Below are 25,291 nucleotides of genomic sequence, written 5' to 3'. Positions count from 1 at the left end.
ACCCGCTCCTGAGGCCAAATATGGCCTCGGCGCACCGTTGCGACGACCCATAACGACTATTATAGTCGTTTTTCTGGTGCGCGCAGATCGTCTGTCGGAGGTGATCATGAATGATCACCGGCCGACAAGTGCGGGCGGCGCGAGCCTTGCTGAATTGGACGCAAGAGATGCTCGCCGAAAAAGCCCTGGTGGCGTTGACCGCCCTCAAACGTCTGGAGTCCGAGCGCGGGCTCCCGACGCACGAGAGCACGCGGGACCAAGTTCGCCGCGCGCTGGAGGCGGCGGGGATTCTTTTTGTCGAATCCGACCGTGGCCGCGGAATCATGCTGCTTCACGAGGCAAAGCCTGCAACGGCTTCAGGGCGAAGGTCGGCAAACTTGAAACGTTGAAACCAGCATGTGTTAACGTTTAAGAAACCGTGTCGTCGAGGAGCTTTGATGCAGTCGCCACCCCGGGATCCAGCAGTGGATGATATCGCGCCGACAGCCGCAATCCTGACCGGCTATGACGAGCGCCACCTCGTGACATATCTCCGTCTGCTTGATGCCGACTCCGATGGCGCCGACTGGCAAGAGGTCGCAAAGCTCGTGTTGCGCATCGACCCGGCGACGGAACCCGATCGCGCACGCCGCGCCTGGGAGACGCATCTCGCCCGCGCACGATGGATGACGGAGAAGGGTTACCGCCATCTTCTCTATGGTGGAGCGCCGCACTAGAAAATAGTTCCGTGCAGACCGCGCAGCATGCGCTGCTGTTGCTGTGGGTTTCAGAACACCACCTGAACGTGCATTCTCCTATCCACATCCGCGCATGAGCGGACGCTGGAGGAGACATCACAATGAGTGCTGCCGATTGGCGATCGGCGGACGCGTACCAGGAACTGCGGTTGCTCGACGCGCCGGCTTTCGCATTTGAATTCTTGCGCCGGAACTCCGAATTTCAGGAAGACCATAGGCGGCTTGCACACCGGAGCCGGGGCCGCGCTATCAATCCCTTGGACGCCGAGACGGCTGCGTTCGCCGAACGCTGGGGGGTGCGATTTCGCCCCCGAATTGCCCGACCTCCCCGCAACGGCCGCTCAATGGACAGCCAAAGCGCTCCCTCGCGTCGTCACCATCACAGATGCGCCCGACGAACTCGTCAATCCTGAACTCGGCTTGCCGCCGAGACTTCTTAGCGCAATTGCAAGAGCGGCCGCCGCACGGGCTCTAACGCTCGGCGGCACGCCGGTCCGTGTTGAATTCCTCAACACGGATGGTCCATACGCTGTGCTCCTACCGCTCGACCGGCTTTTCGAAATCCGCGTCGCTACCGCGTTACGCCTTTGGCATGGCCTCGGCGGGCGTCGAACGCCACCGGATGCCGGCGCCCTTACTCAAGAGCGCCGCAAGCGCTTCATCCTTGCGCTGCGCGCGCTCGATGCACGCCTGCTCGGAACGACATATCCGGACATCGCGGCTGGTCTCTTCGAAACCGCCCCTATCACCAAACGTGACTGGATTTCGCACGAACTGCGGGATCAGACCGGCCGTCTCGTGCGGCTCGGTTTCGAGATGATGAAGGGCGGCTACCGGCAGCTTGTTCTCTATCCTTACCGGCGCCGCATCTGAGACCGGTGCGATCTCACTGCCTGCCGACATCGCACTATTTTGGCCGAGACCCCTCCGCCACCGTGATCGCCAGTAGCCGCCGTCCTCCGACGGCCGCCCCAACGATCACCGAGGTATCCCATGTCCACCACTCTCGCAGGCGTGCCGCAACGCTACCTGCGTACGCCCGAAGCGGCACGCTTCGTTGGTCTTTCCATCCGCACGCTTGAAAAGCACCGCATCTACGGCACTGGCCCGCGCTATTCGAAACTTGGCGGACGTGTCGTCTATCGCGTCGAAGACCTGCAGGAGTGGGTCGACGCAGCCGCCAAGGCGTCGACGTCCGACCCTGGCAAAGCCGTCGTCCTGCCCGCGCGCCGCCATTCGCCTGCCGAGCTCGAGCAGGCGCGTCATCCGCGCCGCTGATCACCGCCATGTCGTCGCGCCACCGCTCACGCTCCGAACGCGAGCAGCTCGAACTGTTTCGGGCGCTGCCAGGCGATCTCGCGCCGCGCGACGCCCAGGACCTCATGGCCTATCCTTTCTTCTCGCTCGCCAAGACCCATCGCATCACGCCGATCGACTACCGGAGCGGCGAGATTGCCATCCGCGTCGAGGCCGTGCCGGAGCACGGCATGGCGACCATCTGGGACGCCGATATCCTGATCTGGGCCGCCTCCCAGATCGTCCAGGCACGCGACAGCGGCCTGCGCACCTCACGCCTGATGGCGGCAACACCCTATGAGATTCTGTCGTTCATCGGTCGCGGTGACAGCGCACGCGACTATCACAGGCTGAAAGCGGCCCTCGACCGCCTTCAATCGACGACCGTCGCCACGACGCTGCGCCAGACCAACGAACGCCGCGCGCACCGCTTCTCGTGGATCAACGAATGGACGGAGCGCGCGGATGCGCATGGGCGCGCCGACGGCATCGATCTCATCGTACCGGACTGGTTCTACAAAGCTGTTCTCGACGAAGCGTTGGTGCTCACGATTGACCGCGACTACTTCAGGCTGACCGGCGGCCTGGAGCGCTGGCTTTATCGCATCGTGCGCAAGCATGCCGGTCGCCAGCGTGCAGGTTGGCGGTTCGCCTTTCGTCATCTCTACGACAAGTCCGCAAGCCTTTCGCCGTTCAAACGCTTTGCCTTCGAATTGCGCGACATCGCGCGCCGCCAGCCGCTTCCGGGCTATCGGCTCGATGTCGAGCGCGACCGCGGCGGACATGAACTGCTCGTTTTCCTTCCGGCTCGTTTGTCCACAGCAGCATGTGGACAGCCTGTGGAAGCGGTCGTGCCATCAGGAACCACCGTTCCCGTGCCATCGGGAACCGCGCGCCCGTGCCATCAGGAACCGGAAGGCGCATTTTCAAACGGAAAATCCGCTGCTTACGACGCCCCTAACTTAGAATCTAACAAACAAGAATCTAACGATTCTGTTGTTTCCCATCGGCCCGCAGGGTGGAAAACCGATGGTGACGCGCCGTGATCGTCGCGCTGCTCAATCAAAAGGGCGGCGTCGGCAAGACGACACTCGCCTTGCACCTCGCAGGACACTGGGCCCGTCACGGAAAGCGCGTGACCCTCATCGACGCCGATCCCCAAGGATCGGCTCTCGACTGGTCCGAGCAGCGCGCCCGGCGCCACCACGCACGTTTGTTCGGCGTGGTCGGTCTCGCCCGCGATACGCTCCACCGTGAAGCTCCCGAGCTTGCCCGCGATGCGGACCATATTGTCATAGACGGCCCGCCTCGCATCGCCGCCTTGTTGCGCTCGGCGTTGCTCGCGGCCGACGCCGTTCTTGTACCGGCCCAGCCATCGCCGCTCGATGGCTGGGCGTCCGCCGAGATGCTGGCCCTGATCGCCGAAGCGCGCATCTTCCGTCCTGCCCTTGTCGCACGCTTCGTGCTCAACCGCTGTGCCGCGCGCACCGTCATCGCCCGCGACACGGCGCAGAGTCTCGCTGACCACGATCCGCCGGCGCTCGCCACGCGCATCAGCCAGCGTGTGGTTTTCGCGGACGCCGCGCGCACCGGTCAGCTCGCCTTCGAGCAAAGCGCGACGAGCGCCGCTGCCCGCGAGATCGCCTCCCTCGCTGTCGAGACCGAAAGGCTCGCACCATGACGGCGCGGCGTTCGAACGGCGGCTTCGCATCCCGACCACGCGATGCGGACGCCTGGATCAAGGCGCCCGATCGCAGCGCCGGTGCGACGCCGGAGAGCGATCCCTATACGGCGCGCCTCACCGTGGACATCACGCCCGCGCTCCGCGGCCGCATCAAAATCGCGGCCTTCCAACGCGGCCAGACGGTCGCCGACATGCTGCGGGCGCTCCTCACGCGCGAATTCCCCAACACCGATGGAGAACAAACATGATGACCAATCCCGCCTTCGCACACGCGCGAGCCGGTTCGCCTGACACGCTGACGGCAGTCGAACTGACGTGGCTCGAGAAACGCATCGAGCACTGGATAAGATTCGGTCACGACACGGGCGAAACGATCATCGATCGTCGCCGACGTGTCCTCACCTTTGCGCCGAACACGATCTTCGGCTTCGTTCGCTGGGCTTCCAACGATTACGGCACGATCGTTTCACGCATCGACATCTTGCGCGCGATCGCGCCAGGCGAGGCCTATCAGACGCTGCCTTTTGTCCGTCCCGGCGGCGAGATCCTGCTCCGGATCAGCGGCTGGCCCAAAGTCGAGCGCGTCCTCGCCACAATCGACACGGTCGAAACGCTCGGCATTGATCCTGCAGCCGTCGCGCCGGACTACTGGAGGCACGTCCACAATCGCCTCGGGGCAGGTTACGAGCCCCGCCCCTACAGCCGCGACCAGCATCGCGCGTGGCTCTTGCGCGACCGGGTGCTCAAGTGACGCGGTTCGGCTACGTCATGACGACGTATCTGGTGCTGCTCGTCTCCGCCTGCAGCGCGATCTTCCCTGTCTCGCCCAAATTCATTTGGAACGCCAGCGACAGCGTGCCGATCGGCCTCTACGCCATCCACTCTGTCGGCGCGCTCCACGTCACCCAACTTGTCGTCGTGCGTCCACCGGACGCCCTGGCCCAATTCCTCTCCGACCGCCGTTATTTGCCCAAGGGCGTGCCCATGCTGAAGCGTGTGCTCGCGCTTCCAGGCCAGACGGTATGCCGCCGCCAGCGCACCATCACCGTCGACGGCATAGCGATGGGCGATGCGCTCGATCGCGACACGCACGATCGACCGCTGCCCGTCTGGCAAGGCTGCCAGCGCATTCCCGACGGCCAGGTCTTCCTCATGAACTGGCAATCCGCAGACTCGCTCGACGGCCGTTATTTCGGGCTGCTTTCCCGCACGACGATCGCCGGCCGCGCCGACCCGATATGGACGCGGGAGGAGGACTGACCGTGCTTCACCTCCAGCCGTCCTGCGGCCGAGCTTCGTCGGCGCACGGTCGATCCCCCTTCTCCTTTCCGGCCTGCCGATCCGGACAGCCATCGCATCTTCGCATCGCGCTGATCAGCGCTTGTCTGTCCGCCGGGGTGATCGCGGCTGGCGGGCCGGTGTGCGCCCAATCGACGCCCATCCATCATATCGCGCGCGTTCCAGATGCCACACGCTTTGCAGCGTTCGTGGCCGAGGCCTCGCAGCGCTTCGGCATTCCGACAACGTGGATGCGGGCCGTGATGCGCGCCGAGAGCTTCGGCGACGTACACGCGATATCGCCGAAAGGGGCGATGGGCTTGATGCAGATCATGCCGCAAACCTGGGCGACACTGCGACAACGCTACCATCTCGGCGCTGATCCCTACGACGTCCATGACAACATCATCGCCGGTGCCGGCTATCTGCGCGAACTGCACGACCGCTATGGGGTTCCCGGCTTCCTTGCGGCCTACAACGCCGGTCCAGCGCGCTGGGAAGATCATCTCGCCACCGGCCGCCCGTTGCCGGCGGAAACGCGCGCTTACCTGACCAGGCTCGCGCCCATTGTCGGTGGCAGCGTGATCGACGACACGACATTGCTCGCGTCCGTCGTCCGATCATGGACCGAGGCATCGTTGTTTCCAAAACAGCCGTCCACCGCATCGGACGACACAACGAAGACCGGCGGGCCGCAGTCGTCCAACGCGCCGAGCGTCCGTTCGCCGCAGGATTGGACCGGACTCGCACCGCAAGCCGACGGGCTCTTCGTCGTGCTGTCGTCTGATCGACGAACCCCATGAGCGGTGTCAGTTCGGCAGGTGCATTGAACTGCGTACCCCGACAGTTGCGAGGGTCGGAAGGTCGGCAGAGGAACCACAACCACGGACGGCAAGGGAAAAGGCCGGCCTTCGGCGCGGCTTATGTGGTTGGTTGTATTGGACAATTTACCGATATCACCGACTACCCCTGCTGGCGCTCACCTCGATTTGTCCAAGCAAATCAATGTCTGAACCGCCGTCGCACGCCTGAACACCCGGATTCGGCCCGATGACGACGCGCGACGACGACCTGCGCATCCGGCCCGGCCGCATCCAGCATGGCAACCGCGGCGGCAAACGTCCGCAGACCTTCGTCGGCGAGGTGATGCGGGCCGCAAAGAAGGCCGGGCATGTCGGGAACAGCTTCCGCTCCGGCCAGGGGCGGAGCCGCTCCCGCTTCGGCCGTGGCCGGCGCGCCGCAGTCTCGATCCGGCTGCGCTCGAATGCCCGGCGCGTCGTCACCAAGGCGCGCGTCGTCCGTCACCAGGGTCCGCGATTCCGCTCGGCGCCTTTGCCGAAGCACATCGCCTATCTCAAACGCGAAGGCGTCACCAAAGACGGTCAGCCGGCGCGGATGTTCGATGCGGCCGGAGACGAAGCCGACGAGCGTGCGTTCGCCGAGCGCTGCAAGGACGATCGCCACCATTTCCGCTTCATCGTCTCTCCAGAGGATGCGGCCGAGATCGGCGACCTCAAGACGTTCACGCGCGAGCTGGTCACCGACATGGAAAGGGACCTCGGCACCCAGCTCGACTGGGTCGCCGTCGATCACTGGAACACCGACAATCCCCATGTCCACCTCCTGATCCGCGGCCGCGCCGATGACGGCCAGGATCTGGTGATCAGCCGCGACTATATCAGCCGAGGAATCCGCGACCGGGCCGCCGAGCGGATCACGCTCGAACTTGGTCCCCGCACTGAACAGCAAATCCACAGCGCGCTTCAACGCGAGGTGGAGGCCGAGCGCTGGACAAGTCTCGATCGGGCGCTGCGCGACATTTCGGACGAATGCGGCGGCGTCGCAGATCTTCGGCCTGGTCCGAACGCCGAGGATCCGGAGCTGCGTCGCCTGTTGCTCGGACGGGCGGCCAAGCTCGAACGTCTCGGCTTGGCCGATCCGGTTGGCCCGGCCTGCTGGACCCTCAAGCCCGGCCTCGACGGAACACTGCGCCAGCTCGGTATCCGCGGCGACATCATCAAGACGATGCACCAAGCCATGAGCCGAAGCGGATCAGAACCGGACGTCAGCCGCTTCGCGCTGCATGGCGACGAGCCTTCCCATCCGGTGCTCGGCCGACTCGTCCAGCGTGGTCTCGATGACGAGCTCAAGGGCACGGCCTACGTCATCGTCGCCGGCGTCGACGGCCATACCCACCATTTGCGGTTTGCAGACCTCGAATTCACCGGCGATGCCACGCCCGACGCGATCGTCGAGGTGCGCGCTTATGACGATCCCGATGGACGACGACGACTATCGCTCGCGACCAGGTCGGATCTGTCCATTTCTGATCAGGTCGGGGCATCGGGAGCGACCTGGCTCGATCGTCAGCTTCTTGCGAAAGACCCACCGCTCAGCGCCAGCGGCTTCGGCGCCGAAGTCCGCGACGCAATGGATGCCCGCGCTGATCACCTGGTCGAGGAAGGCCTGGCCAGACGACAGGGCCAGCGCGTGATCGTCGCCCGCGATCTCCTTTCGACACTCCAGCGACGCGAGCTTGAGGAGGCCACGGCCAGATTATCAGCCGACACGGGTCTGGCGTACCACCCGGCCGCTGAAGGCGAGCGTGTCGCTGGCGTTTATCGCGAACGGGTGACACTCGCGTCGGGGCGCTTCGCCATGATCGATGATGGGTTGGGATTCCAACTCGTGCCGTGGCGTCCGGCTTTGGAAAAGAACCTCGGCCGCGAAGTCCGTGGCGTCATGGCGCCGGGCGGACGAGTCGACTGGGACCCGGGGCGGAAACGGGGACTGGGCCTGTGAAGGCGCGCCTGCGGTGCATCCGATTTCTGACCCAGCGTGTCCGGCCCTTTGATCCCATACGGTTCGTGCTTGCAGCAAGCGATCGCGGAAGCGCTGGTGTGGCGCCATGAACCCGACCAAAATACTCTGGCTGCAAGTCTTCGTTGTGTGCTCGACCACGCTCGGCTTCGTCTGGGCCGCGACGCAATGGACGGCGTGGCAGCTTGCCTTCCAGCCGCAGCTCGGCAGCCCCTGGTTCTCGCTCTTCGGATGGCCGGTCTATTTCCCGGTGGCCTTCTTCTGGTGGTGGTTCTCTTTCGACGCTTACGCACACGACATTTTCGTCACCGGCGGCTTCATCGCTGGCGCAGGCGGGGTCGCTGCCTTCGTCGTCGCGGTCGCCATGTCGGTCTGGCGTGCGCGCGAGGTAAAGCGCGCCACGACCTACGGTTCGGCTCGCTGGGCCGAGGAACGCGAGATCCGCGCAGCCGGCCTTCTTCACCCAGATGGCGTATTGCTCGGCCGCTGGCACGGAGCCTACCTCCGTCACCATGGGCCCGAGCATGTGCTGTGTTTCGCACCGACCCGAAGCGGCAAGGGCGTCGGTCTTGTTGTTCCGACGCTGCTGACCTGGCCGGGAAGCTGCATCGTCCATGACATCAAGGGGGAGAACTGGACGCTCACCGCCGGCTGGCGTGCGCGGTTCGGCCGCGTGGTCCTGTTCGATCCGACCAATCCGCAAAGCAGCGCTTACAATCCTTTGCTCGAGGTCCGGCGCGGTGAGTTTGAAGTCAGAGATGTCCAGAACATCGCCGACGTGCTGGTTGATCCCGAAGGGGCACTGGAACGCAGGAACCATTGGGAGAAGACCAGCCATTCGCTTCTGGTCGGCACGATCCTGCATGTCCTTTACGCCGAACCCGACAAGACGCTCGCCGGCGTCGCCAATTTCCTCTCCGATCCGAAGCGACCAATCGAGAAGACGCTTCGGGCGATGATGACCACGCCGCATCTCGGCGAGAAGGGAGTCCATCCCGTCGTCGCCAGCGCCGCGCGAGAGCTGTTGAACAAGAGCGAGAACGAGCGCAGCGGCGTACTGTCGACCGCGATGTCCTTCCTGGGCCTCTATCGAGATCCGGTGGTCGCGGCGGTCACACAACGCTGCGACTGGCGCATCCGCCACCTGGTCGAGGCTGAGCATCCGGTGACGCTCTATCTCGTCGTGCCACCCTCGGACATCAGCCGCACGAAACCGCTCGTGCGCCTCATCCTCAACCAGATCGGAAGACGGCTAACCGAAGAGCTAGAGAACAAGCGGCGGCGACATCGCCTGCTGCTGATGCTCGATGAGTTTCCCGCGCTCGGCAGGCTCGACTTCTTCGAGTCGGCATTGGCGTTCATGGCGGGCTATGGATTGAAATCCTTCCTGATCGCGCAGTCGCTGAACCAGATCGAGAAGGCGTACGGTCAGAACAATTCCATCCTGGACAATTGCCACGTGCGCGTCTCGTTCGCCAGCAACGACGAACGCACGGCGAAACGCGTGTCGGATGCACTTGGCACGGCCACCGAAATCCGAGCGATGAAAAACTATGCCGGCAGCCGACTCAGTCCGTGGCTTGGACATCTGATGATCTCCCGGCAAGAAACCGCGCGGCCGCTGTTGACTCCCGGCGAGATCATGCAGCTCCCGCCCGACGACGAGATCGTCATGATATCGGGAAGTGCGCCCGTCCGGGCGAAGAAAGCTCGGTATTACGAAGACCCCGAGCTCGCCGGGCGGATTCTTCCGCCGCCCAGATCATCGGGCGGAAACGCTGTTCTTCGACCGCCAGCCCCCAACATGTCCCAGGTGAATACCTGGAGCGGCGCGATCGCGTCAGCGCCAACCGCCGCAGAGACGGACGATCCGGACAATGCGGGAATCCGGCGCGAACCCGAACTTCCGGACCATGAGGAGATTGTTCCCGAGCCACGAAAGCCGGTGCAGGAATTCGAGCCCGTCGAGGACGAGCCAGACGACGACGCCCAGCGCCAGCGGATCATGCAGCGCAATTTCGGCAGCGCGCGACAAATCTCGCTCGACGCGGACGATGACATGCAGATGTAGCCGTGCGCACGAAGCACACCTTTCGGCTTCCACCCGACCTGGCTACGAAGCTCGCCGATTACGCCGCCCGCAAGCGCGTGCCGCAGGCGTTGATCGTCGAGGCAGCGCTCGCCTCTTATCTTTCGCCCGATGCCGCGGACCGACTAGAAGCGGCGCTCGCGCGACGCCTGGACCGTATGGTCCGCGACATGGAGCGCATCGAGCGCCACGTCACGATCTCAAATGAAGCGCTCGCGGTGTTCGTCCGGTTTTGGCTGACCAGCACGCCGCCGCTGCCTGACACGGCGCTTGCCGCCGCGCAAACAAAAGGACGAGAGCGCTACGAAGGTTACATCGAAGCGCTCGGCCGTCGTCTCGCGCGCGGTCACAAACTAGCTGACGAGGTGATTCGCGACGTGCCGCCGCAAAAGGAGGGTTCAGCAGACACGCAGTCAGAATAGCGATCGTCCTTCTCGCTTGTCATTCTATCCCAGAGCCCTCCCGCCTCCTTGTTGTTGTTGCGCAGTCCCAGTTCCGGCTCTTTCTACTCAACCCCGCTGACATCTGCGCCTCCACAGGAGGCTAATTTGCGGGGCTCTTGTGACGACGATCTCCCTCCGATCTGAAGTATTCGCCCGAGGCGCGCGCATGCTGCGCACGGCGCTTGGTCCGGCGATCTCCGGCTATCTCGAAGATCCCAGCATCGTCGAGGTGATGCTCAACCCTGACGGTCGCCTCTGGATCGATCGGCTGTCAGGCGGTCTTGAAGACACCGGCTGTCGCGTCACGCCCGCGGACGCCGAGCGCATCGTGCGCCTGGTCGCGCACCATGTCGGGGTCGAAGTGCATGCCGGCAGCCCGCGCGTCTCGGCGGAATTGCCGGAAAGCGGGGAGCGGTTCGAGGGCCTGGTGCCGCCCGTGGTGGCTGCGCCGTGCTTTGCCATCCGGCGGCCGGCCGTCGCCGTTTACACGCTCGGCGACTACGTCGAGGCCGGCATCATGTCGGCCGACCAGGCCGAGCTGCTCCGCGCGGCCGTGCGCGACCGAAAGAACGTGCTGGTCGCCGGCGGGACGAGCACCGGCAAGACGACGCTGGTCAACGCGATCCTCGCAGAAGTCGCCAAGACCGGCGACCGCATCGTGCTCATCGAGGATACGCGCGAGTTGCAATGCGCCGCGCCGAACCTCGTGGCGCTGCGCACCAAGGACGGGGCTGCGTCGCTGTCTGATCTGGTCCGCTCGTCGCTGCGCCTGCGGCCCGACCGCATCCCAATCGGCGAGGTTCGCGGGGCAGAGGCGCTCGATCTTCTGAAAGCCTGGGGCACGGGACACCCCGGGGGCGTGGGCACGCTGCACGCAGGCTCCGCCATCGGCGCACTGCGCCGGCTCGAACAGCTCATCCAGGAAGCCGTGGTCACCGTTCCGCGCGCGCTCATCGCCGAGACGATCGACCTCATCGCGGTCCTCACCGGCCGCGGCTCCGCGCGCCGGCTCGCCGAGCTCGCAGCGGTGAAGGGCCTCTCGCCCGCCGGCGACTACGTCCTCACCCCCGCAGGAGAACCGTGATGTTAATCAAGGATGCCCGCCGTGCGTTCGCCACGGCAACCGCCTTCGTCTTCGTCGCCCTCGCAACCGCGCCGGCCTATGCGGCCGGATCGAACATGCCGTGGGAGCAGCCGCTCAACCAGATCCTGGAGAGCATCCAAGGGCCCGTGGCCAAGGTCGTGTCGGTGATCATCATTATCGTCACCGGTCTGACGCTCGCCTTCGGCGAGACCAGCGGCGGCTTCCGTCGCCTCATTCAGATCGTCTTCGGCCTCAGCATCGCCTTCGCAGCGTCGAGCTTCTTCCTGACCTTCTTCCAGTTCGGCGGCGGGGTGACGGTGTGATGGAGCAAGATGGCGCCATCGCCGGCTTCTATGCGCCCGTTCACCGAGCGTTGACCGAGCCGATCCTCTTGGGCGGCGCGCCGCGCGCCGTGGCGATCGTGAACGGCACGCTTGCTGCCGCGATCGGGCTCGGTCTTCGGCTCTGGATCGTGGGCGGCCTCATCTGGCTTGTCGGTCACATCGCCGCCGTTTGGGCGGCGAAGCGTGACGCCGCCTTCGTCGACGTCGTGCGTCGGCATCTGCGTTATCCGCAGCACATGGTCTCGTGAGGTTCGCCCGATGATGAACCTTGCCGAGTATCGTCGCCATAACCAGAGCCTCGCCGACTTCCTGCCGTGGGCGGCGCTCGTCGCCAAGGGCGTTGTTCTCAACAAGGATGGCTCCTTCCAGCGCACCGCACGCTTTCGCGGTCCAGACTTGGATTCTTCCACGCCCGCCGAGTTGGTGGCCATCACGTCGCGTCTCAATAATGCGTTGCGTCGCCTTGGCTCCGGCTGGGCCGTGTTCATTGAGGCCCAGCGCGTGCCGGCGCACAGGTATCCGTCAACTCAATTTCCGGATCCCGTTTCGGCGCTGGTCGATGCCGAACGTCGAGCCCAATTCGAAGAAGAAGGCGCGCATTTCGAGAGCGGCTACTTCCTGACACTGCTCTGGCTGCCGCCCGCCGATGACGCGGCCCGCGCGGAAGCTTGGCTCTATGAGAACCGCGCCCAGGGCGCCGCCGACTGGCGTGCCACGCTCGAAGGTTTCGTCGACCGCACCGATCGCGTGCTCGCGCTGCTCGAAGGCTTCATGCCGGAATCGGATTGGCTCGATGACGCCGAGACCCTGACCTACCTGCATTCCTGCATCTCGACGCGGCGCCAGCGCGTGCGCGTGCCGGAAACGCCGATGTACCTCGACGCCATCCTGGTGGACGAGGACCTGACGGGTGGCCTCGAACCACGGCTCGGCCGCGCACATCTGCGCACGCTCACCATCATGGGCTTTCCATCACAGACTTGGCCGGGCCTGCTCGACGACCTCAATCGCCTGGCGTTTTCCTATCGCTGGGCGACACGCGCCATCTGCCTCGACAAGACCGACGCGGCCAAGCTCCTCGGCAAGATCCGCCGTCAGTGGTTCGCCAAGCGCAAGAGCATCATGGCGATCCTCAAGGAGGTGATGACCAACGAGGCGTCGGTGCTGATGGACTCCGACGCCGCCAACAAGGCGCTCGATGCCGACGCCGCTCTGCAAGAACTTGGCACCGACCTCGTCGGCGAGGCCTACGTCACCGCCACTGTTACCGTCTGGGACGATGATCCGCGGATCGCGGACGAGCGCCTTCGCCTGGTCGAGAAGGCCATTCAGGGCCGCGACTTCACCTGCATGCGCGAAGGCGTCAACGCGATCGAAGCCTGGCTTGGGTCTCTCCCAGGGCATGTCTACGCCAATGTCCGGCAGCCGCCGATCTCCACGCTCAACCTCGCGCATATGATGCCGTTTTCGGCGGTTTGGGCCGGGCCTGAACGGGACGAGCACTTCCAGGCGCCGCCGCTTCTCTTCGCCAAGACCGAGGGATCGACCCCGTTCCGCCTCAGCCTCCATGTCGGGGATGTCGGCCACACCTTGATCGTCGGCCCGACGGGCGCCGGCAAGAGTGTGCTGCTCGCGTTGATGGCCTTGCAGTTCCGGCGCTATGCCGGTGCACAGGTCTTCGCCTTCGACTTCGGCGGCAGCATCCGGGCGGCGGCGCTCGCGATGGGCGGCGATTGGCACGATCTCGGCGGAGCGCTCTCCGACAGCGCCGCCGAGCCCGTCGCGCTCCAACCGCTCGCGCGGGTCGATGATCCCGGAGAGCGCGCGTGGGCCGCCGAATGGGTCGCGGCGCTCCTCGGTCGCGAGTCCGTCACCGTCACTCCGGAACTGAAGGAACACCTATGGTCAGCGCTGACTTCGCTTGCGTCCGCGCCTATCCAGGAGCGCACCATCACCGGGCTCTCGGTGCTCCTGCAATCAAATGCCCTGAAACAGGCGATCCAGCCCTACACCGTGGCAGGCCCCTGGGGACGACTGCTCGACGCCGAGACGGAGCGGCTCGGCGAGGCCGAAGTCCAGGCTTTCGAAACGGAAGGGTTGATCGGCGCGGGCGCGGCTCCAGCCGTCCTATCCTATCTCTTCCATCGCATCGAAGATCGCTTCGACGGCCGACCCACCTTGCTCATCGTCGACGAAGGTTGGCTCGCCCTCGACGATCCCGGCTTCGCCGGGCAACTGAGAGAGTGGCTGAAGACGCTTCGGAAAAAAAATGCCAGCGTCATCTTTGCCACGCAGTCGCTTGCCGACATCGACGGCAGTGCGATCGCACCAGCCATCATCGAGAGCTGCCCGACCCGCATCCTGCTTCCCAACGAGCGCGCGCTCGAGCCGCAGATCGCGGCGATCTACCAGCGCTTCGGTCTCAACGATCGCCAAATTGAGATTCTGAGCCGCGCGACGCCGAAGCGCGAATATTACTGCCAGTCGCGACGCGGCAATCGCCTATTCGAACTCGGGCTGTCCGAAGTCGCGCTCGCCTTCACCGCCGCCTCGGCGAAATCCGATCAGACCGCCATCGAAGAGCTGCTCGCGGAACACGGCCGCGGCGGCTTCACCGCCGCCTGGCTGCGCCGAAAGGATCTCGACTGGGCAGCGGACATGCTCACCCACAACCAGGAGACCACGTCATGATCCGTCACCGCTTGCGCGCCTTGCTCATCGCAGGCGCCGCCGCTTTCACCATTACGGCCATCGCCAGCGGACCGGCGCGTGCGCAATGGATCGTGTTCGATCCGACCAATTATGCGCAGAACATCCTAACCGCCGCGCGTGAGCTTCAGCAGGTCAACAATGAAATCCAGATGCTGGAGAACCAGGCGACGTCGCTGATCAATCAGGCGCGCAATCTCGCAAGCCTGCCGTACTCGTCGCTCACGCAGCTTCAGCAGCAGATCACCCAGACCCAGCAGCTCCTCGCGCAGGCGCAGCGCATCGCCTACAGCGTCTCAAGCATCGACCAGTCGTTCACGCAGACCTATCCGCAGGCCTATTCCAGCGGGACGTCGTCGCAGCAGCTTCTCACGGATGCGAAGAGTCGCTGGCAGAACGCACTCGCCGGGTTCCAGGATACGATGCGCGTGCAAGCCGGCGTTGTGAGCAATCTCAACACCACGCGGACGCAGATCAACGCTTTGGTGTCCTCCAGCCAGTCGGCGACCGGCGCGCTGCAGGCCGCACAGTCGGGCAATCAGCTCGTGGCGCTTCAGACCACGCAGCTTGCGGACCTGACCGCGCTGATGGCGTCGATCGCACGCGCGCAGAGCCTCGATGCCGCGCGGACCCTTGAGACGCAGGCGCAGGCACAAGCGCAGACACAGGCATTCCTCAACTACGGCGCTGGTTACCAGGCCGGCTCCGCGCAGATGTTCCATTGATGCGAACCCGGCTTCTCAATCTGCCTGCTGTCGGCCGGGCTGTCGGCTTTTTGCTTGTCGCCATCGCGATCGTCGCGGCGGCACTGCACTTCCACACATCGCCTCCACGCCTCGAGCCGCGTGCGATGGAGGAACACACGCCCGACTCGCTCGCCGAAGAGCTCAAGCGGTGTCAGCTCATCGCCGACCAGGCCAAGGACGATCCGGCCTGCGAGGCGGCCTGGGCTGAAAACCGCCGCCGCTTCTTCACCTATACGCCGGCCTCCGGACCGAAGAACCCGACTCCGGCTCCAGCCAAGAACACCGACAGGTAAGCATCATGGGCGGCACGGGAGTCATCGACAATTTCCTGGGCACCTTCACCCAGTATATCGATTCCGGCTTCGGCCTCGTTCAAGGTGACGTGCGCTGGCTCGCCAGCGTCCTCATCGCCATCGACATCACGCTGGCGGGGCTCTTCTGGGCGATGGCGCCCGACGAGGACGTGCTCGCGCGCCTGATCCGCAAGACGCTCTATATCGGCCTCTTCGCCTTCATCATCGGCAACTACAACAATCTCGCGCAGATCATCTACAACAGCTTCGCCGGCCTCGGGATCAAGGCCGGTGGCGGCACGATGAGCGCTGCGCAGCTCCTGCAGCCCGGCAAGATCGCCGAGGTCGGGATCGATGCCGGCAAGCCGATCCTCACCGCCATCTCCGGTATGATGGGCTTCACCAGCGTCTTCGCCAATCTGGTGCAGATCGTCATTCTTCTGGTCGCGTGGCTGATCGTCGTCATCAGCTTCTTCGTCATGGCGATCCAGCTCTTTGTGAGTTTGATCGAGTTCAAGCTGACGACGTTGGCCGGTTTCGTACTCGTGCCGTTCGGGCTCTTCGGCCGTACGGCCTTCCTCGCCGAACGGGTGCTGGGCAACGTGGTGTCCAGCGGGATCAAGATTCTCGTGCTCGCCGTCATCATCGGCATCGGCTCCACGATCTTCAATCAATTCACCAGCGGCTTCAACAATCCGCCGACAATTTCCGACGCGCTGACGCTGATCCTCGCAGCGCTCTCGCTCCTTGGCCTCACGATCTTCGGTCCAGGCATCGCCAATGGCCTGATCGCGGGCGGACCGCAGCTCGGCGCCGGCGCGGCTGTCGCGACAGGATTGGGAGCGGCCGGGATCGGAGCGGCCGGCATTGCGGCGACCGCCGGGGGTGTCGCCGCGGCCGGCGGCGCGATCGCCGGGACGGCGCGCGCGGGAGCCGCGGTCGCGGGCGGCGCCAGCGCCGCATATCGCGCGGGTGGGGCAGCGGGTGTCGCCCAAGCTGCCGGCTCAGTCGCCATGAGCCCACTGCGCCGCGCCGCCAGCAGCCTTCAAGAAAGCTTCGCCTCTGGCGAGCGTGCCGTCATGAGCGGCGGCGCGCGCTCGTCGTCATCCGCCGGCGCGTCCGCCGCGTCGGACAGCCCGCCAGCATGGGCCCAGCGCATGAAGCGCGGCCAGACCATCAACCGCGGCGTCACCGCCGCCGACCACGCAATCCGCTCCGGTGATCGGGCAAGCGGCGGGCATCAGGTCGATCTTTCCGAGGGGGAATAGCTCATGTTCCGACGATCGACCGTGCGCTATGGCAAGACGCCGGACGCGGAGACGCCATATCAAAAGGCCGGCCAGGTCTGGGACGAGCGGATTGGCTCCGCGCGCGTTCAGGCCAAGAACTGGCGCCTGGCTTTCTTCGGCGCACTCGTTCTCAGCGGTGGGCTCGCCGGCGGCCTGGTCTGGCAATCGGCCCGCGGCACCATCACGCCTTGGGTTGTGCAGGTTGACAAGCTCGGCCAGGCCCAGGCCGTCGCGCCCGCCACCGCGGACTACCAGCCGACCGACCCGCAGATCGCGTGGCACTTGGCGCGCTTCATCCAGGAAGTGCGCGGCATCCCCGCCGACCCCGTGGTGCTGCGTCAGAACTGGCTCGACGCCTACAACTACGTCACGGACAAGGGGGCGCTCGCGCTCAATGACTATGCGCGGACGAGCGATCCGTTTTCCAAGGTCGGCAAGAACCAAGTCTCCGTCGACGTCGCGAGCGTCATCCGCGCCTCCGACTCCAGCTTTCGCGTCGAATGGACGGAGCGTCATTACATCGACGGCGCGCTTGCCTCGACTGAGCGATGGAGCGCCATCCTCACCATCGCGCTGCAGATGCCGACCGACGCCGATCGGCTGAAGAAGAATCCGCTCGGCGTCTACGTCCACGCCCTCAATTGGTCAAAGGAGCTCGGCTGATGCGCCCGCTTGCGATCTCGTCGCTCTTACTTGCGTCTGTCTCCCTCGGCGCCTGCGCCACAGCCTGGAAACCGCCGCAGATCAGCTACGACAACACGCCGAAGCCCGCGGTGCTGCAGGCCGAGCCGCCCAAGCCCATTCAGATCGTCGAGGTGCCGAAGCCGTTGCCGCTGCCCGGACAACTCAAGCCGCTGCCCGGGAACACGAAGCGCGCCCCCGAACCTGCGGATCCGCATGCTCGCGTCGATCAGGCCAATGGCGCGGCCCGCGTCCAGCCGACACGGGCAGGCTATCTCAACGCTATCCAGGTCTACCCCTTTTCCGATGGCGCGCTGTATCAGGTCTATGCCGCGCCGGGCCAAATCACCGACATCGCGCTCGAGCCGGGCGAGCAGTTGACGGGCTCAGGGCCTGTCGCTGCCGGAGATACCGTGCGGTGGATCATCGGCGACACCGAGAGCGGCGCCGGGCCAGCCAAACGTGTCCACATCCTGGTGAAGCCCACCCGTGCGGATCTCATCACCAACCTTGTCATCAATACAGACCGCCGGACCTATCACCTCGAGCTGCATTCCGACGACAAGACGTATATGGCGTCGGTCTCTTGGGCTTATGCGCAGGATCAGCTCATCGCGCTGCGCCAGCAGAATGCGGCCGCCGAGGCCGCTGCCCCCGTCGCAACCGGCGTCGACATCAATGCACTGAACTTCCGCTATCGCATCGAGGGCGATACTCCGCCGTGGCGGCCGCTGCGCGCCTTCGATGACGGCCGGCAGGTGTTCATCGAATTCCCGACCGGGATCTCACAGGGTGAGCTGCCACCGCTCTGGGTGATCGGCGCGGAAGGCGACGGCCAGCTCGTCAACTACCGTGTCCGCGGCAATCACATGATCGTCGACCGCCTGTTCGCTGCGGCGGAGCTGAAGCTCGGCGGCAAGCACCAGGAGCTGGTGCGCATCGTCCGCACCGATGGGAGGCCGCGGTGACGGACGAAGCCAGGGATGACGTGGGGCCGAGCGCGGCCGCACGTCCGGCTGAGGAGATGCGCTTGCGCGCCAAGCGACCGCCGGTAACCCGGCTGTCCCGCAAGGTCCTGCTTGGCGTCGGCGCCGCCGCGGCCATTGGCATTGGAGGCGCACTACTCTTCGCCTTGAAGCCGCAGCATCAGACAACCGGCGCCGAACTCTTCAACACCAACAACCGCAACACGCCAGATGGTCTCGCGAACCTGCCGCGCGATTATACGGGGCTGCCAAAGCCCGTGCCACAGCTTGGACCGCCGCTGCCCGGTGATCTCGGCAAGCCCATCCTCAACGCCGGAGCGCCTTCGCCCAGCATGCCAATGCCGGGACCGACACCGGAGGAGCAACGGCTCGCTCAGGAGATGGAGGCCGCCCGCACCAGTCATCTCTTCGCGACAACGAACGTCGTCGCGCCGAGCATGCCGATCGCGCCATCTCCAACGGCTGTCTCGCCGGGACAGACGCCGGCGAGCACATCGTCTGATCTCACGTCGCAAGATCACAAACTCGCATTCCTCAATGGCAACATCGACCGCAGAACAACGAGCTCCGATCGCGTCCAGCCGCCAGCAAGCCCCTATGTATTGCAGGCGGGCGCCGTGATTCCGGCATCGCTGATCACAGGCCTGCGGTCCGATCTGCCCGGACAGGTCACCGCGCAGGTGACCGAGGACGTCTACGACAGTCCGACGGGCAAGACCTTATTGATTCCGCAGGGGTCGCGCCTCGTCGGCCAGTATGATGCGCAGATCGCATTTGGCCAGTCGCGCGCCTTGCTCGTCTGGAACCGCCTCATCATGCCGAATGGCAAGTCGATCGTACTCGAACGCCAGCCCGGCGCCGACACCGAGGGCTATGCCGGGCTCGAAGACGAGGTCGACAACCATTGGGGCATGTTGTTCAAGGCTGCGATCCTCTCGACCATCTTATCCGTCGGCGCCGAGGCTGGAACGAGCAATAGCGAGAACAACCTCGCCCAGGCGATCCGGATGGGCGCGTCGCAAAGCTTCAACCAGGCTGGCGAACAGATCGTAGGCCGCTCCCTCAATATCCAGCCGACGATCACAATCCGACCGGGCTTCCCCGTGCGGGTCATGGTCACACACGACCTGGTCCTCGAACCCTACAAAGGCTAGGTGCCCGATGAGCAAACTCAAACTAAGCGCATTGGAAGACGACAAACCGGTGAAGATGACGATCGAGCTGCCGGCGGCCGTTCATCGTGACCTCCAGGCCTATGCCGAAGCGCTCTCCCACGAGACCAACCAGAGCGGTATCGAGCCCGCCAAGCTGATTCCACCGATGCTGGCGCGCTTCATGGCGACGGACCGAGCCTTCCGAAAGACCCGCCGGACCTCGTCGTCGCAGAAGACATCGTGATGACGTGCCGAGGCTGCCTCTGCTAAAGCAGCCCGCGATCCTTCGCTTCATCGCGCATAAACGCGACAAACCGTCCTACAACGGGTTCTTCGCATTCAGGAAGCCACACGAGATTCACACAAAATGATGCATTCGCCTCCGAAATCGGCCTGAAGACCACGTCAGGAAATCCGAGCTCGGCTTGGCTCTCTGCCGCGAGCGTCACGCCAAAGCCCGCTGCCACAAACGCGAGAATATATTGCTTGCTGGCGGCGTGCGACTGAAAGTCTACGTTCCTGCCAAGAAGCGAGGCGAAGAATTCGCGCTGCGCCTGACTTTCGCCCCAGCCTTCGACAAGAACCGTCTCGCCCGACAATTCCTTCCAACCAAGCGCCTTACGCCTCGCCAGGGAATGTTTCGCGGGAAGCGCCGCCATCAGCCGCTCACTATAGATGGGCAGCATCGCCGCATGCGGCCACAACGCGAAGCTCGGGACAAACGCGGCGTCAAGTCGTCGATCGGCCAGCGCGGCGGCGATCTCCCGTTCATGCATCTCGAATTGCACCACCGAAACACCAGGGTATCGTCCGTGCCAGCACCGCAACAAATCCCCCAGAGGCTTTCCGATCGGCGGCATTCGTAGGCCCAGACGAATCTCGCCCGTCGTGCCAAGGCCGTTGTGATGACCTGCGGCCTTCACGGCATCGACTTCAGCGAGGACACGTCTAATGTGCCGCATGACCGTCTGTCCGCTCGGCGTGAGCCGCACACCGGCACGGTTGCGCTCGAAGAGGGTGAGGCCAAGCTCATCCTCAAGCCGTGCGATACGCCGACTGATCGTCGACGCATGCAACCCGAGCACGAGCGCTGCACGCGCAAAGTTTCCTGCATCCACCGCCGCCGTCACAAACTGGAGGTCGGCGAGGTCCATTTCATAAGACCGCGGCGTGACGATCCTGCAAATTGATCGCGACCACCGCTATCATTGCGCGCCTTGCAGCTCGGATTCGTTGGCTTCTTCTTCTGCAGTTCCTTCTCGCGCCGGTGTCCCATCAGCGGTGCCGGCACCGTTCAGGATCGGATATGCCAGCGCTGCGATGTGCGAGTGAACGCGCCGGAGGTCTCTGACAATACGCAGAAACTGGCCGCCATCTTCGGCGACACGAGCGACTCCCTCGCCAGCATCCGCTCGCGCCGTGGTAGCCGCGACCCGCAGCAACTGCACATGGAGCGCGGTCGCACGCGCCTCCAGTCGCCGCAGAGCGCTCTTTCGCGAGATGAGCCGGTTCGCCTCGGCGGGATCACGGGTCAGAAACACTGCAAGCCCCATGTGGAGGCTTTCCAGGATTTCCGCATTCATCGAAACGATGAGATCGCGTTCGTCCTTCGCAAACGGCCTCCCCCGCTTGATCCGTTTGACCACGAATTCGATGAGGTTGTTGGCGACGACATCGCCAACGTGCTCGAGATTGATGACGGCTGACAATATCTCCTGGACCCGGGCGCCTTCGCTATCGTCATGCAACGGCTGCTCATTTCCGAGATCTGCCAGATAGCTGCGTATCGCGGCTCCAAGACGGTCGACCGATCGATCCATCCGGCTGATCGCGGTGGCGCGCCGAGGATCGTCTTGTTGGAACACCTCCGAAGCGCCCTTCAACATTGCTTCAACCATGTCGCCCATGCGAAGCGTCTCGCGCGCGGCATTCGCCAACGCGACGGTCGCCGCCCCTAATCCTGCCTCCTCCAAGTAGATTGGTTTTCCGGGATCATCAGGCGCCGGCGGGTCGGGAAGTATGCGGACGAGCAACCGCGCCAACCAATGAGACGGCCCGATAAACACCGCCGCCAGGATCAGGTTGAACGCGGTGTGGAAGTTCACCACGATCCGCCCCGGCGCAGGATCGATGTGGGCGAGAAGCGTCACGCATATTGCCAGCAACGGAAGCGCCACGACCGCGCCCACGATTCGAACCAGGGAGTTGCCGAGCGGAAGACGACGAGCAACCGGTGAACCCGCCTCAAAGAGCGCGGGCAATGTGCCGCCGATGTTGGCGCCAACAACGAACGCCAGCGCGCCGATCGGCGAAACGGTCTGACTCGCAGTCAGCGACACGATAAGAAGCACGACCGCCACGCTGGAATGACAAGCCCAGGTGAGCAGCGTTGCCACCAACACCGCAAGGAGAGGCTCGTTGCCGATTGCAGCGAGAACGTTTTTCAGCAAAGGCGCGTTCTCGATTGGCGCAAACTCATGCGCCATCCCCGACAAGGCCAGCAACATCAGTCCCAGCCCGATCGCGATTCGCCCGGCATTGCGCAGCCGATCATCGTCGAACGAGCGGAAAGCCATGACCCCGAGCAGGACCAAAGGAGGGCCGACGACACCGGCGTCGAACGACAGCACCTGCGTAACCAGCGTGGTTCCGACGTTGGCGCCCAGCATCACCACCAAGGCGGGCCCGAGCCCGATAAGACCGTTCGCCGTAAATGCGGAGGCCATGAGACCCGTCGCGGTGCTGCTTTGCAGAAGCGCCGTAATGCCGACGCCGGCAAGAAACGCCCGCCACCGCCGCGTCAGATTGTGCTCCAGCCATATCCGAAGGACATGGCCGAAGCCTCGCTGGACGCCGGTCGTCACCATATGAGTGCCCCAAAGGAGCAATCCGACGTAGCCGGCGAGCTCGAACAGAACGATGGTCCCGGTCATCAGAACCACCCCCCGTCATCTGGCAAGTACACGCGGTCCATGGCTCAGAACTCCGCGTGAAGACGGCCAGAAAAGACCGACACCGGACCGCGGTCGGCGTTGTATGCAGGGTTGACGATCAGTTGGTAGTCGGCGGTGAAGGTGAGCCCGTTCCCGATCGCCAGCGCGTAATAGCTTTCGAAAATCCGCTCGGTGCTGTAGTTCAGCGCCCCATCACCGATCAGGAGTCCGTTTCCACCAGCGGCAAGGAAGTCGCGATGGGCCGCAGACAGCCCATTGATGGCCCCACCGATCCCAACGGTATCGTTCGGCCGACCCCAAGGATTGCCCTTGATCGAAACGCCGCCTGACAGGCTGCGGTCAATGTCGGTGAACGACAGCGTCTCGTTTTGCCCGTCGTTCCAGCTCACGCGACCGAAAACGCCGATCCCAGGCGCAATCTGCTGCTCCAAGTTCGCGTAGAAGCCGTATTTCGGATTCACGTGGCGAATACTCGCCATTACCGTATTGATGTCTTGCGCGGAATCCTGGCTCTCGATTGCCAGTGCCTGGCGGTAGTTGCCCATGACGCCCTGGGTGCCGAAGACGCCGAGCCGCAGTTTTCCAGGCTCGCCCGCGATGGCGTAACGCTTCTCGAACTCCACCACGGCGCCGCCCGTGTTGAATTTCAAGACATCGCTGTTGGGCTCGGACGGCACCTGAACGAATGCCGCGCGGACTGCCCAGTCCTTCTTATTCAATTCGACGATTGCGCCGCGCGTGTATCCGGGGAGATCCGCGGGGAAATCGTAAGCCGCGGACGACCACAGCGCCCAGTTCATGAAATCGGCGCGAGGATCGTGCGCATAGGTGTTGTTGTCAAAGAAATCGCCGATGGCAAAGCGTCCGACGATCACCGTGATGCGATCGATATCACGTTTGCCCGCGAGCTGGTTGGGACCGTCGTCGACGTCCTCTTGTTCGCCGCCGAGGCCAAAGGTCTGCTTGAAGTAATAGCGTTGCGGCCGAATCTTCGGGAATGCGGCTCCAGCCTTTTGCGCTTCGCCGTTCGGGAAGCCCGCCAGACCCAATGTCCCATTCAGGCCGAATCCCTGCGCCAATTCGGGATTGAAATAGAACTCGCCGCCCTGCCACAGCCGCACCCCGATGAAGGCGGTCGTCGTCCACGTCTCGCGGACCTCGCCGCCCCCCGGCAAGCTGTTCGCACCCGCTTGGGGGGAGCGGAAGCTTGGATATCCCTGCGCAATCACCGTCGTTTGCGCATGGACGTTCCAGTCACTCGAATCCGGCAAGCGTGGCGTCGCGCTCTGCGAGCCGGACGCCGCCCACGGCAGATCGTTGAAGTGGTAGTTCAGTCCGATTTTGGCGAGGTGAAGCCCGGGAGCAAGACGGGCGTTCGGCAGATCGAAGCGGCCCAGATCATAAGTAGCCGCAGAAAGATTCACATAGTCGTACTCAACTTTCGCCGTCCAATTGCCGCTCACCGCGAATTCCGCACCGAGGCCTGCGGTCCAGCCCGTCTGATAGCGGCCGAGCTGCGCACCGCTGCCGTCGTTGACCTCGATATGACCATGCCCCCAGGCGAAGCCACCCGTGACATAGGGCATCCACCGATCGAATGCGTAACCCACTCGGCCACGCGCGGTGCCTACGTAGTCGACCGTAGAATTGAACGGCGACGGCGCCAACGCCGGCTCGTCGGTCGGGCTCGTGAACGACGCATCGGCTTCAACACCGAGCACCAGATGATTGGCGAGTTGCCGGTTATAGCCGACCTGAAAACCACCAATGAGGCCGGTCGGACTATGAGGCAGGAAGACGCCCTGCTCAGGCTTGGGGTGGGAGTCATCGCCCAAGCGGCCGCCACCGTAGCCGAAGTGACCACCGACATAAAAGCCGGTCCAGTCATAAACCCTCTTCATTTCGGCCTCGCTGGGCGGCCGATCCGCTTTGGTCCGAACATCAAGACGCCGTTCCGTGCCCAAGCGGTCGGCGCCGGCCGGAATCTCCTGGGCGTGCGCGTTTCCCGCGCCTGTCGCGGCGACAAGCACCAGAACGGGGAAGCAGGCGCGCGCCGACAGACCGCGTCGACCGAACCGCGGTTCACGGCCGTAATTCCGTACAGGCGCATCCTTCTTGCGAACTTCAATTTCATCACAGATCATCAGCAGCTCCACTGATCACGGGACGAGCAAGCCATCTCGTGATCGACGTGAGGCCGCTCTATTTTCGGGGTATTGGGGCGCTGCGTGAGTATTCACTCACGCAGCAACTAGGAGGTTCTGGCATGGTTGATTCCTTTCGATTTGGTACGCAAAGTTTGCTCACCAGCGATCTGTTCTAAAACGCTCCCGCTGCCGCAGGCGGATACTTTGCCGATTGACCTGCGCCGCCATGCGCAAAAGCGCCTTTGCTTGCGCAACGGAAATCAAGCGCTCCCGCGCGAGTTGAAAGGCAGTGCGGGCGAGCCAATGGGCACCCGCCGCCAACAGCCCGCCGACCCGCAGACGGACAGCAACCCGAAGTGCGGCGCTTGAGCGCCCCCGCGTTTTCACGATGTCCCGTCGCCGCTCGGTCACCAACCGGCTGCCGAATGCGCTTCTTTCGCCATGAAAGAATTCAGCTCGCTTTCTCATTTGCACTGCACGTCTCCTCAGTAGACTTCGCTGCTGGCCGACCGAGCCAGGTCAGTTGGACTCACCCCACATTGCGCTTCGACGGCGGG

General features: G+C 64.2%; 29 protein-coding genes. 25 read left to right on the top strand and 4 right to left on the bottom strand.

The genetic code is table 11. From position 1 onward, the window contains the following. The first annotated feature begins 110 nt into the window (after window positions 1-110). The 25 genes from IED13_RS25175 to IED13_RS25060 all read left to right on the top strand — a co-directional run bounded on the left by IED13_RS25175 (window position 111) and on the right by IED13_RS25060 (window position 19,877). Entirely contained in the window at window positions 111-389 is a 279-nt protein-coding gene (locus IED13_RS25175; protein ID WP_041751091.1) for a helix-turn-helix domain-containing protein, read from the top strand. A 48-nt stretch (window positions 390-437) separates the two neighbouring features. Next, entirely contained in the window at window positions 438-716 is a 279-nt protein-coding gene (locus tag IED13_RS25170) for a DNA -binding domain-containing protein (RefSeq protein WP_012047181.1), read from the top strand. A 122-nt stretch (window positions 717-838) separates the two neighbouring features. Then, window positions 839-1,150 carry a transcriptional regulator domain-containing protein gene (locus IED13_RS28980; RefSeq protein WP_244424244.1) on the top strand — a complete coding sequence of 104 codons (312 nt, stop codon included), beginning with the start codon at window positions 839-841 and terminating at the stop codon, window positions 1,148-1,150. After that, window positions 1,053-1,610, top strand: coding sequence for a DUF2285 domain-containing protein (locus IED13_RS25165; protein ID WP_012047182.1), 558 nt, complete (start codon window positions 1,053-1,055; stop codon window positions 1,608-1,610). Before IED13_RS28980 ends, IED13_RS25165 begins: the two co-directional genes overlap by 98 nt. 120 nt (window positions 1,611-1,730) lie before the next feature. Next, window positions 1,731-2,015, top strand: coding sequence for a helix-turn-helix transcriptional regulator (locus IED13_RS25160; protein WP_041751092.1), 285 nt, complete (start codon window positions 1,731-1,733; stop codon window positions 2,013-2,015). A gap of 8 nt (window positions 2,016-2,023) precedes the next feature. After that, entirely contained in the window at window positions 2,024-3,079 is a 1,056-nt protein-coding gene (locus IED13_RS25155) for a replication initiator protein A (protein ID WP_191125817.1), read from the top strand. Further along, window positions 3,076-3,714: a ParA family partition ATPase gene (gene parA, locus IED13_RS25150; RefSeq protein WP_012047185.1), complete on the top strand. Its 639-nt coding sequence runs from the start codon at window positions 3,076-3,078 to the stop codon at window positions 3,712-3,714. Before IED13_RS25155 ends, parA begins: the two co-directional genes overlap by 4 nt. Next, window positions 3,711-3,965 (top strand): ribbon-helix-helix protein, encoded by a 255-nt coding sequence (locus IED13_RS25145; RefSeq protein ID WP_012047186.1) that lies wholly within the window; start codon window positions 3,711-3,713, stop codon window positions 3,963-3,965. The genes parA and IED13_RS25145 overlap by 4 nt, the downstream gene beginning before the upstream one ends. Beyond that, window positions 3,965-4,468, top strand: a complete 504-nt coding sequence (locus IED13_RS25140) for a DUF2840 domain-containing protein (protein WP_012047187.1) — start codon at window positions 3,965-3,967, stop codon at window positions 4,466-4,468. The genes IED13_RS25145 and IED13_RS25140 overlap by 1 nt, the downstream gene beginning before the upstream one ends. Beyond that, window positions 4,465-4,977 carry a S26 family signal peptidase gene (locus IED13_RS25135; RefSeq protein WP_041751094.1) on the top strand — a complete coding sequence of 171 codons (513 nt, stop codon included), beginning with the start codon at window positions 4,465-4,467 and terminating at the stop codon, window positions 4,975-4,977. Before IED13_RS25140 ends, IED13_RS25135 begins: the two co-directional genes overlap by 4 nt. Before the next feature lie 2 nt (window positions 4,978-4,979). Further along, window positions 4,980-5,798 (top strand): lytic transglycosylase domain-containing protein, encoded by an 819-nt coding sequence (locus IED13_RS25130; protein ID WP_404801909.1) that lies wholly within the window; start codon window positions 4,980-4,982, stop codon window positions 5,796-5,798. 247 nt (window positions 5,799-6,045) lie between these two features. Continuing rightward, window positions 6,046-7,797 (top strand): relaxase/mobilization nuclease domain-containing protein, encoded by a 1,752-nt coding sequence (locus IED13_RS25125; RefSeq protein ID WP_012047190.1) that lies wholly within the window; start codon window positions 6,046-6,048, stop codon window positions 7,795-7,797. A 106-nt stretch (window positions 7,798-7,903) separates the two neighbouring features. Then, window positions 7,904-9,886 (top strand): conjugal transfer protein TraG, encoded by a 1,983-nt coding sequence (locus IED13_RS25120; protein WP_012047191.1) that lies wholly within the window; start codon window positions 7,904-7,906, stop codon window positions 9,884-9,886. A 2-nt stretch (window positions 9,887-9,888) separates the two neighbouring features. Beyond that, window positions 9,889-10,326: a ribbon-helix-helix domain-containing protein gene (locus tag IED13_RS25115; protein WP_012047192.1), complete on the top strand. Its 438-nt coding sequence runs from the start codon at window positions 9,889-9,891 to the stop codon at window positions 10,324-10,326. Window positions 10,327-10,513: 187 nt separating this feature from the next. Continuing rightward, a complete protein-coding gene (gene trbB, locus IED13_RS25110; protein WP_012047193.1) occupies window positions 10,514-11,431 on the top strand; it encodes a P-type conjugative transfer ATPase TrbB in 918 nt (305 codons plus the stop codon). Beyond that, complete coding sequence (locus IED13_RS25105) at window positions 11,431-11,754, top strand: TrbC/VirB2 family type IV secretion system protein (protein ID WP_012047194.1); 324 nt, start codon at window positions 11,431-11,433, stop codon at window positions 11,752-11,754. The genes trbB and IED13_RS25105 overlap by 1 nt, the downstream gene beginning before the upstream one ends. Further along, on the top strand, window positions 11,754-12,023 hold the full coding sequence (locus IED13_RS25100; protein ID WP_012047195.1) for a VirB3 family type IV secretion system protein: 270 nt from the start codon (window positions 11,754-11,756) through the stop codon (window positions 12,021-12,023). The genes IED13_RS25105 and IED13_RS25100 overlap by 1 nt, the downstream gene beginning before the upstream one ends. 10 nt (window positions 12,024-12,033) lie before the next feature. Then, complete coding sequence (gene trbE, locus IED13_RS25095; protein ID WP_041751095.1) at window positions 12,034-14,466, top strand: conjugal transfer protein TrbE; 2,433 nt, start codon at window positions 12,034-12,036, stop codon at window positions 14,464-14,466. After that, complete coding sequence (trbJ, locus tag IED13_RS25090) at window positions 14,463-15,209, top strand: P-type conjugative transfer protein TrbJ (protein WP_012047197.1); 747 nt, start codon at window positions 14,463-14,465, stop codon at window positions 15,207-15,209. Before trbE ends, trbJ begins: the two co-directional genes overlap by 4 nt. Continuing rightward, on the top strand, window positions 15,209-15,523 hold the full coding sequence (gene trbK-alt / locus IED13_RS25085) for a putative entry exclusion protein TrbK-alt (protein ID WP_012047198.1): 315 nt from the start codon (window positions 15,209-15,211) through the stop codon (window positions 15,521-15,523). The genes trbJ and trbK-alt overlap by 1 nt, the downstream gene beginning before the upstream one ends. Window positions 15,524-15,528: 5 nt before the next feature. Beyond that, window positions 15,529-16,791: a P-type conjugative transfer protein TrbL gene (gene trbL / locus IED13_RS25080; protein ID WP_012047199.1), complete on the top strand. Its 1,263-nt coding sequence runs from the start codon at window positions 15,529-15,531 to the stop codon at window positions 16,789-16,791. 3 nt (window positions 16,792-16,794) lie between these two features. Further along, window positions 16,795-17,475, top strand: a complete 681-nt coding sequence (gene trbF / locus IED13_RS25075; protein WP_012047200.1) for a conjugal transfer protein TrbF — start codon at window positions 16,795-16,797, stop codon at window positions 17,473-17,475. Next, a complete protein-coding gene (trbG, locus tag IED13_RS25070; protein ID WP_012047201.1) occupies window positions 17,475-18,461 on the top strand; it encodes a P-type conjugative transfer protein TrbG in 987 nt (328 codons plus the stop codon). The genes trbF and trbG overlap by 1 nt, the downstream gene beginning before the upstream one ends. Next, window positions 18,458-19,633, top strand: coding sequence for a TraB/TrbI/VirB10 family type IV secretion system protein (locus tag IED13_RS25065; protein WP_244424249.1), 1,176 nt, complete (start codon window positions 18,458-18,460; stop codon window positions 19,631-19,633). Before trbG ends, IED13_RS25065 begins: the two co-directional genes overlap by 4 nt. 7 nt (window positions 19,634-19,640) lie before the next feature. Further along, window positions 19,641-19,877: a DUF2274 domain-containing protein gene (locus IED13_RS25060; protein ID WP_041751096.1), complete on the top strand. Its 237-nt coding sequence runs from the start codon at window positions 19,641-19,643 to the stop codon at window positions 19,875-19,877. Between the two features lie 22 nt (window positions 19,878-19,899). Here IED13_RS25060 and IED13_RS25055 read toward each other — a convergent pair whose 3' ends face one another. From IED13_RS25055 to IED13_RS25040, 4 genes are all read right to left on the bottom strand, one after another. Further along, window positions 19,900-20,787, bottom strand: a complete 888-nt coding sequence (locus tag IED13_RS25055; protein WP_012047204.1) for a LysR family transcriptional regulator — start codon at window positions 20,785-20,787, stop codon at window positions 19,900-19,902. Window positions 20,788-20,838: 51 nt separating this feature from the next. Further along, window positions 20,839-22,566: a Na/Pi cotransporter family protein gene (locus IED13_RS25050; protein WP_041751097.1), complete on the bottom strand. Its 1,728-nt coding sequence runs from the start codon at window positions 22,564-22,566 to the stop codon at window positions 20,839-20,841. A 44-nt stretch (window positions 22,567-22,610) separates the two neighbouring features. Further along, window positions 22,611-24,731: a carbohydrate porin gene (locus IED13_RS25045; protein WP_083780808.1), complete on the bottom strand. Its 2,121-nt coding sequence runs from the start codon at window positions 24,729-24,731 to the stop codon at window positions 22,611-22,613. A 159-nt stretch (window positions 24,732-24,890) separates the two neighbouring features. After that, window positions 24,891-25,202, bottom strand: coding sequence for a hypothetical protein (locus tag IED13_RS25040; protein WP_191125816.1), 312 nt, complete (start codon window positions 25,200-25,202; stop codon window positions 24,891-24,893). Between the last annotated feature and the right edge of the window lie 89 nt (window positions 25,203-25,291).

This window comes from Allobosea spartocytisi (assembly GCF_014764685.1).
Taxonomy (GTDB): Bacteria; Pseudomonadota; Alphaproteobacteria; order Rhizobiales; family Beijerinckiaceae; genus Allobosea; species Allobosea spartocytisi.
Note: the sequence above shows the minus strand (reverse complement) of the source record. Positions and strands in the feature narration are given on the sequence as shown.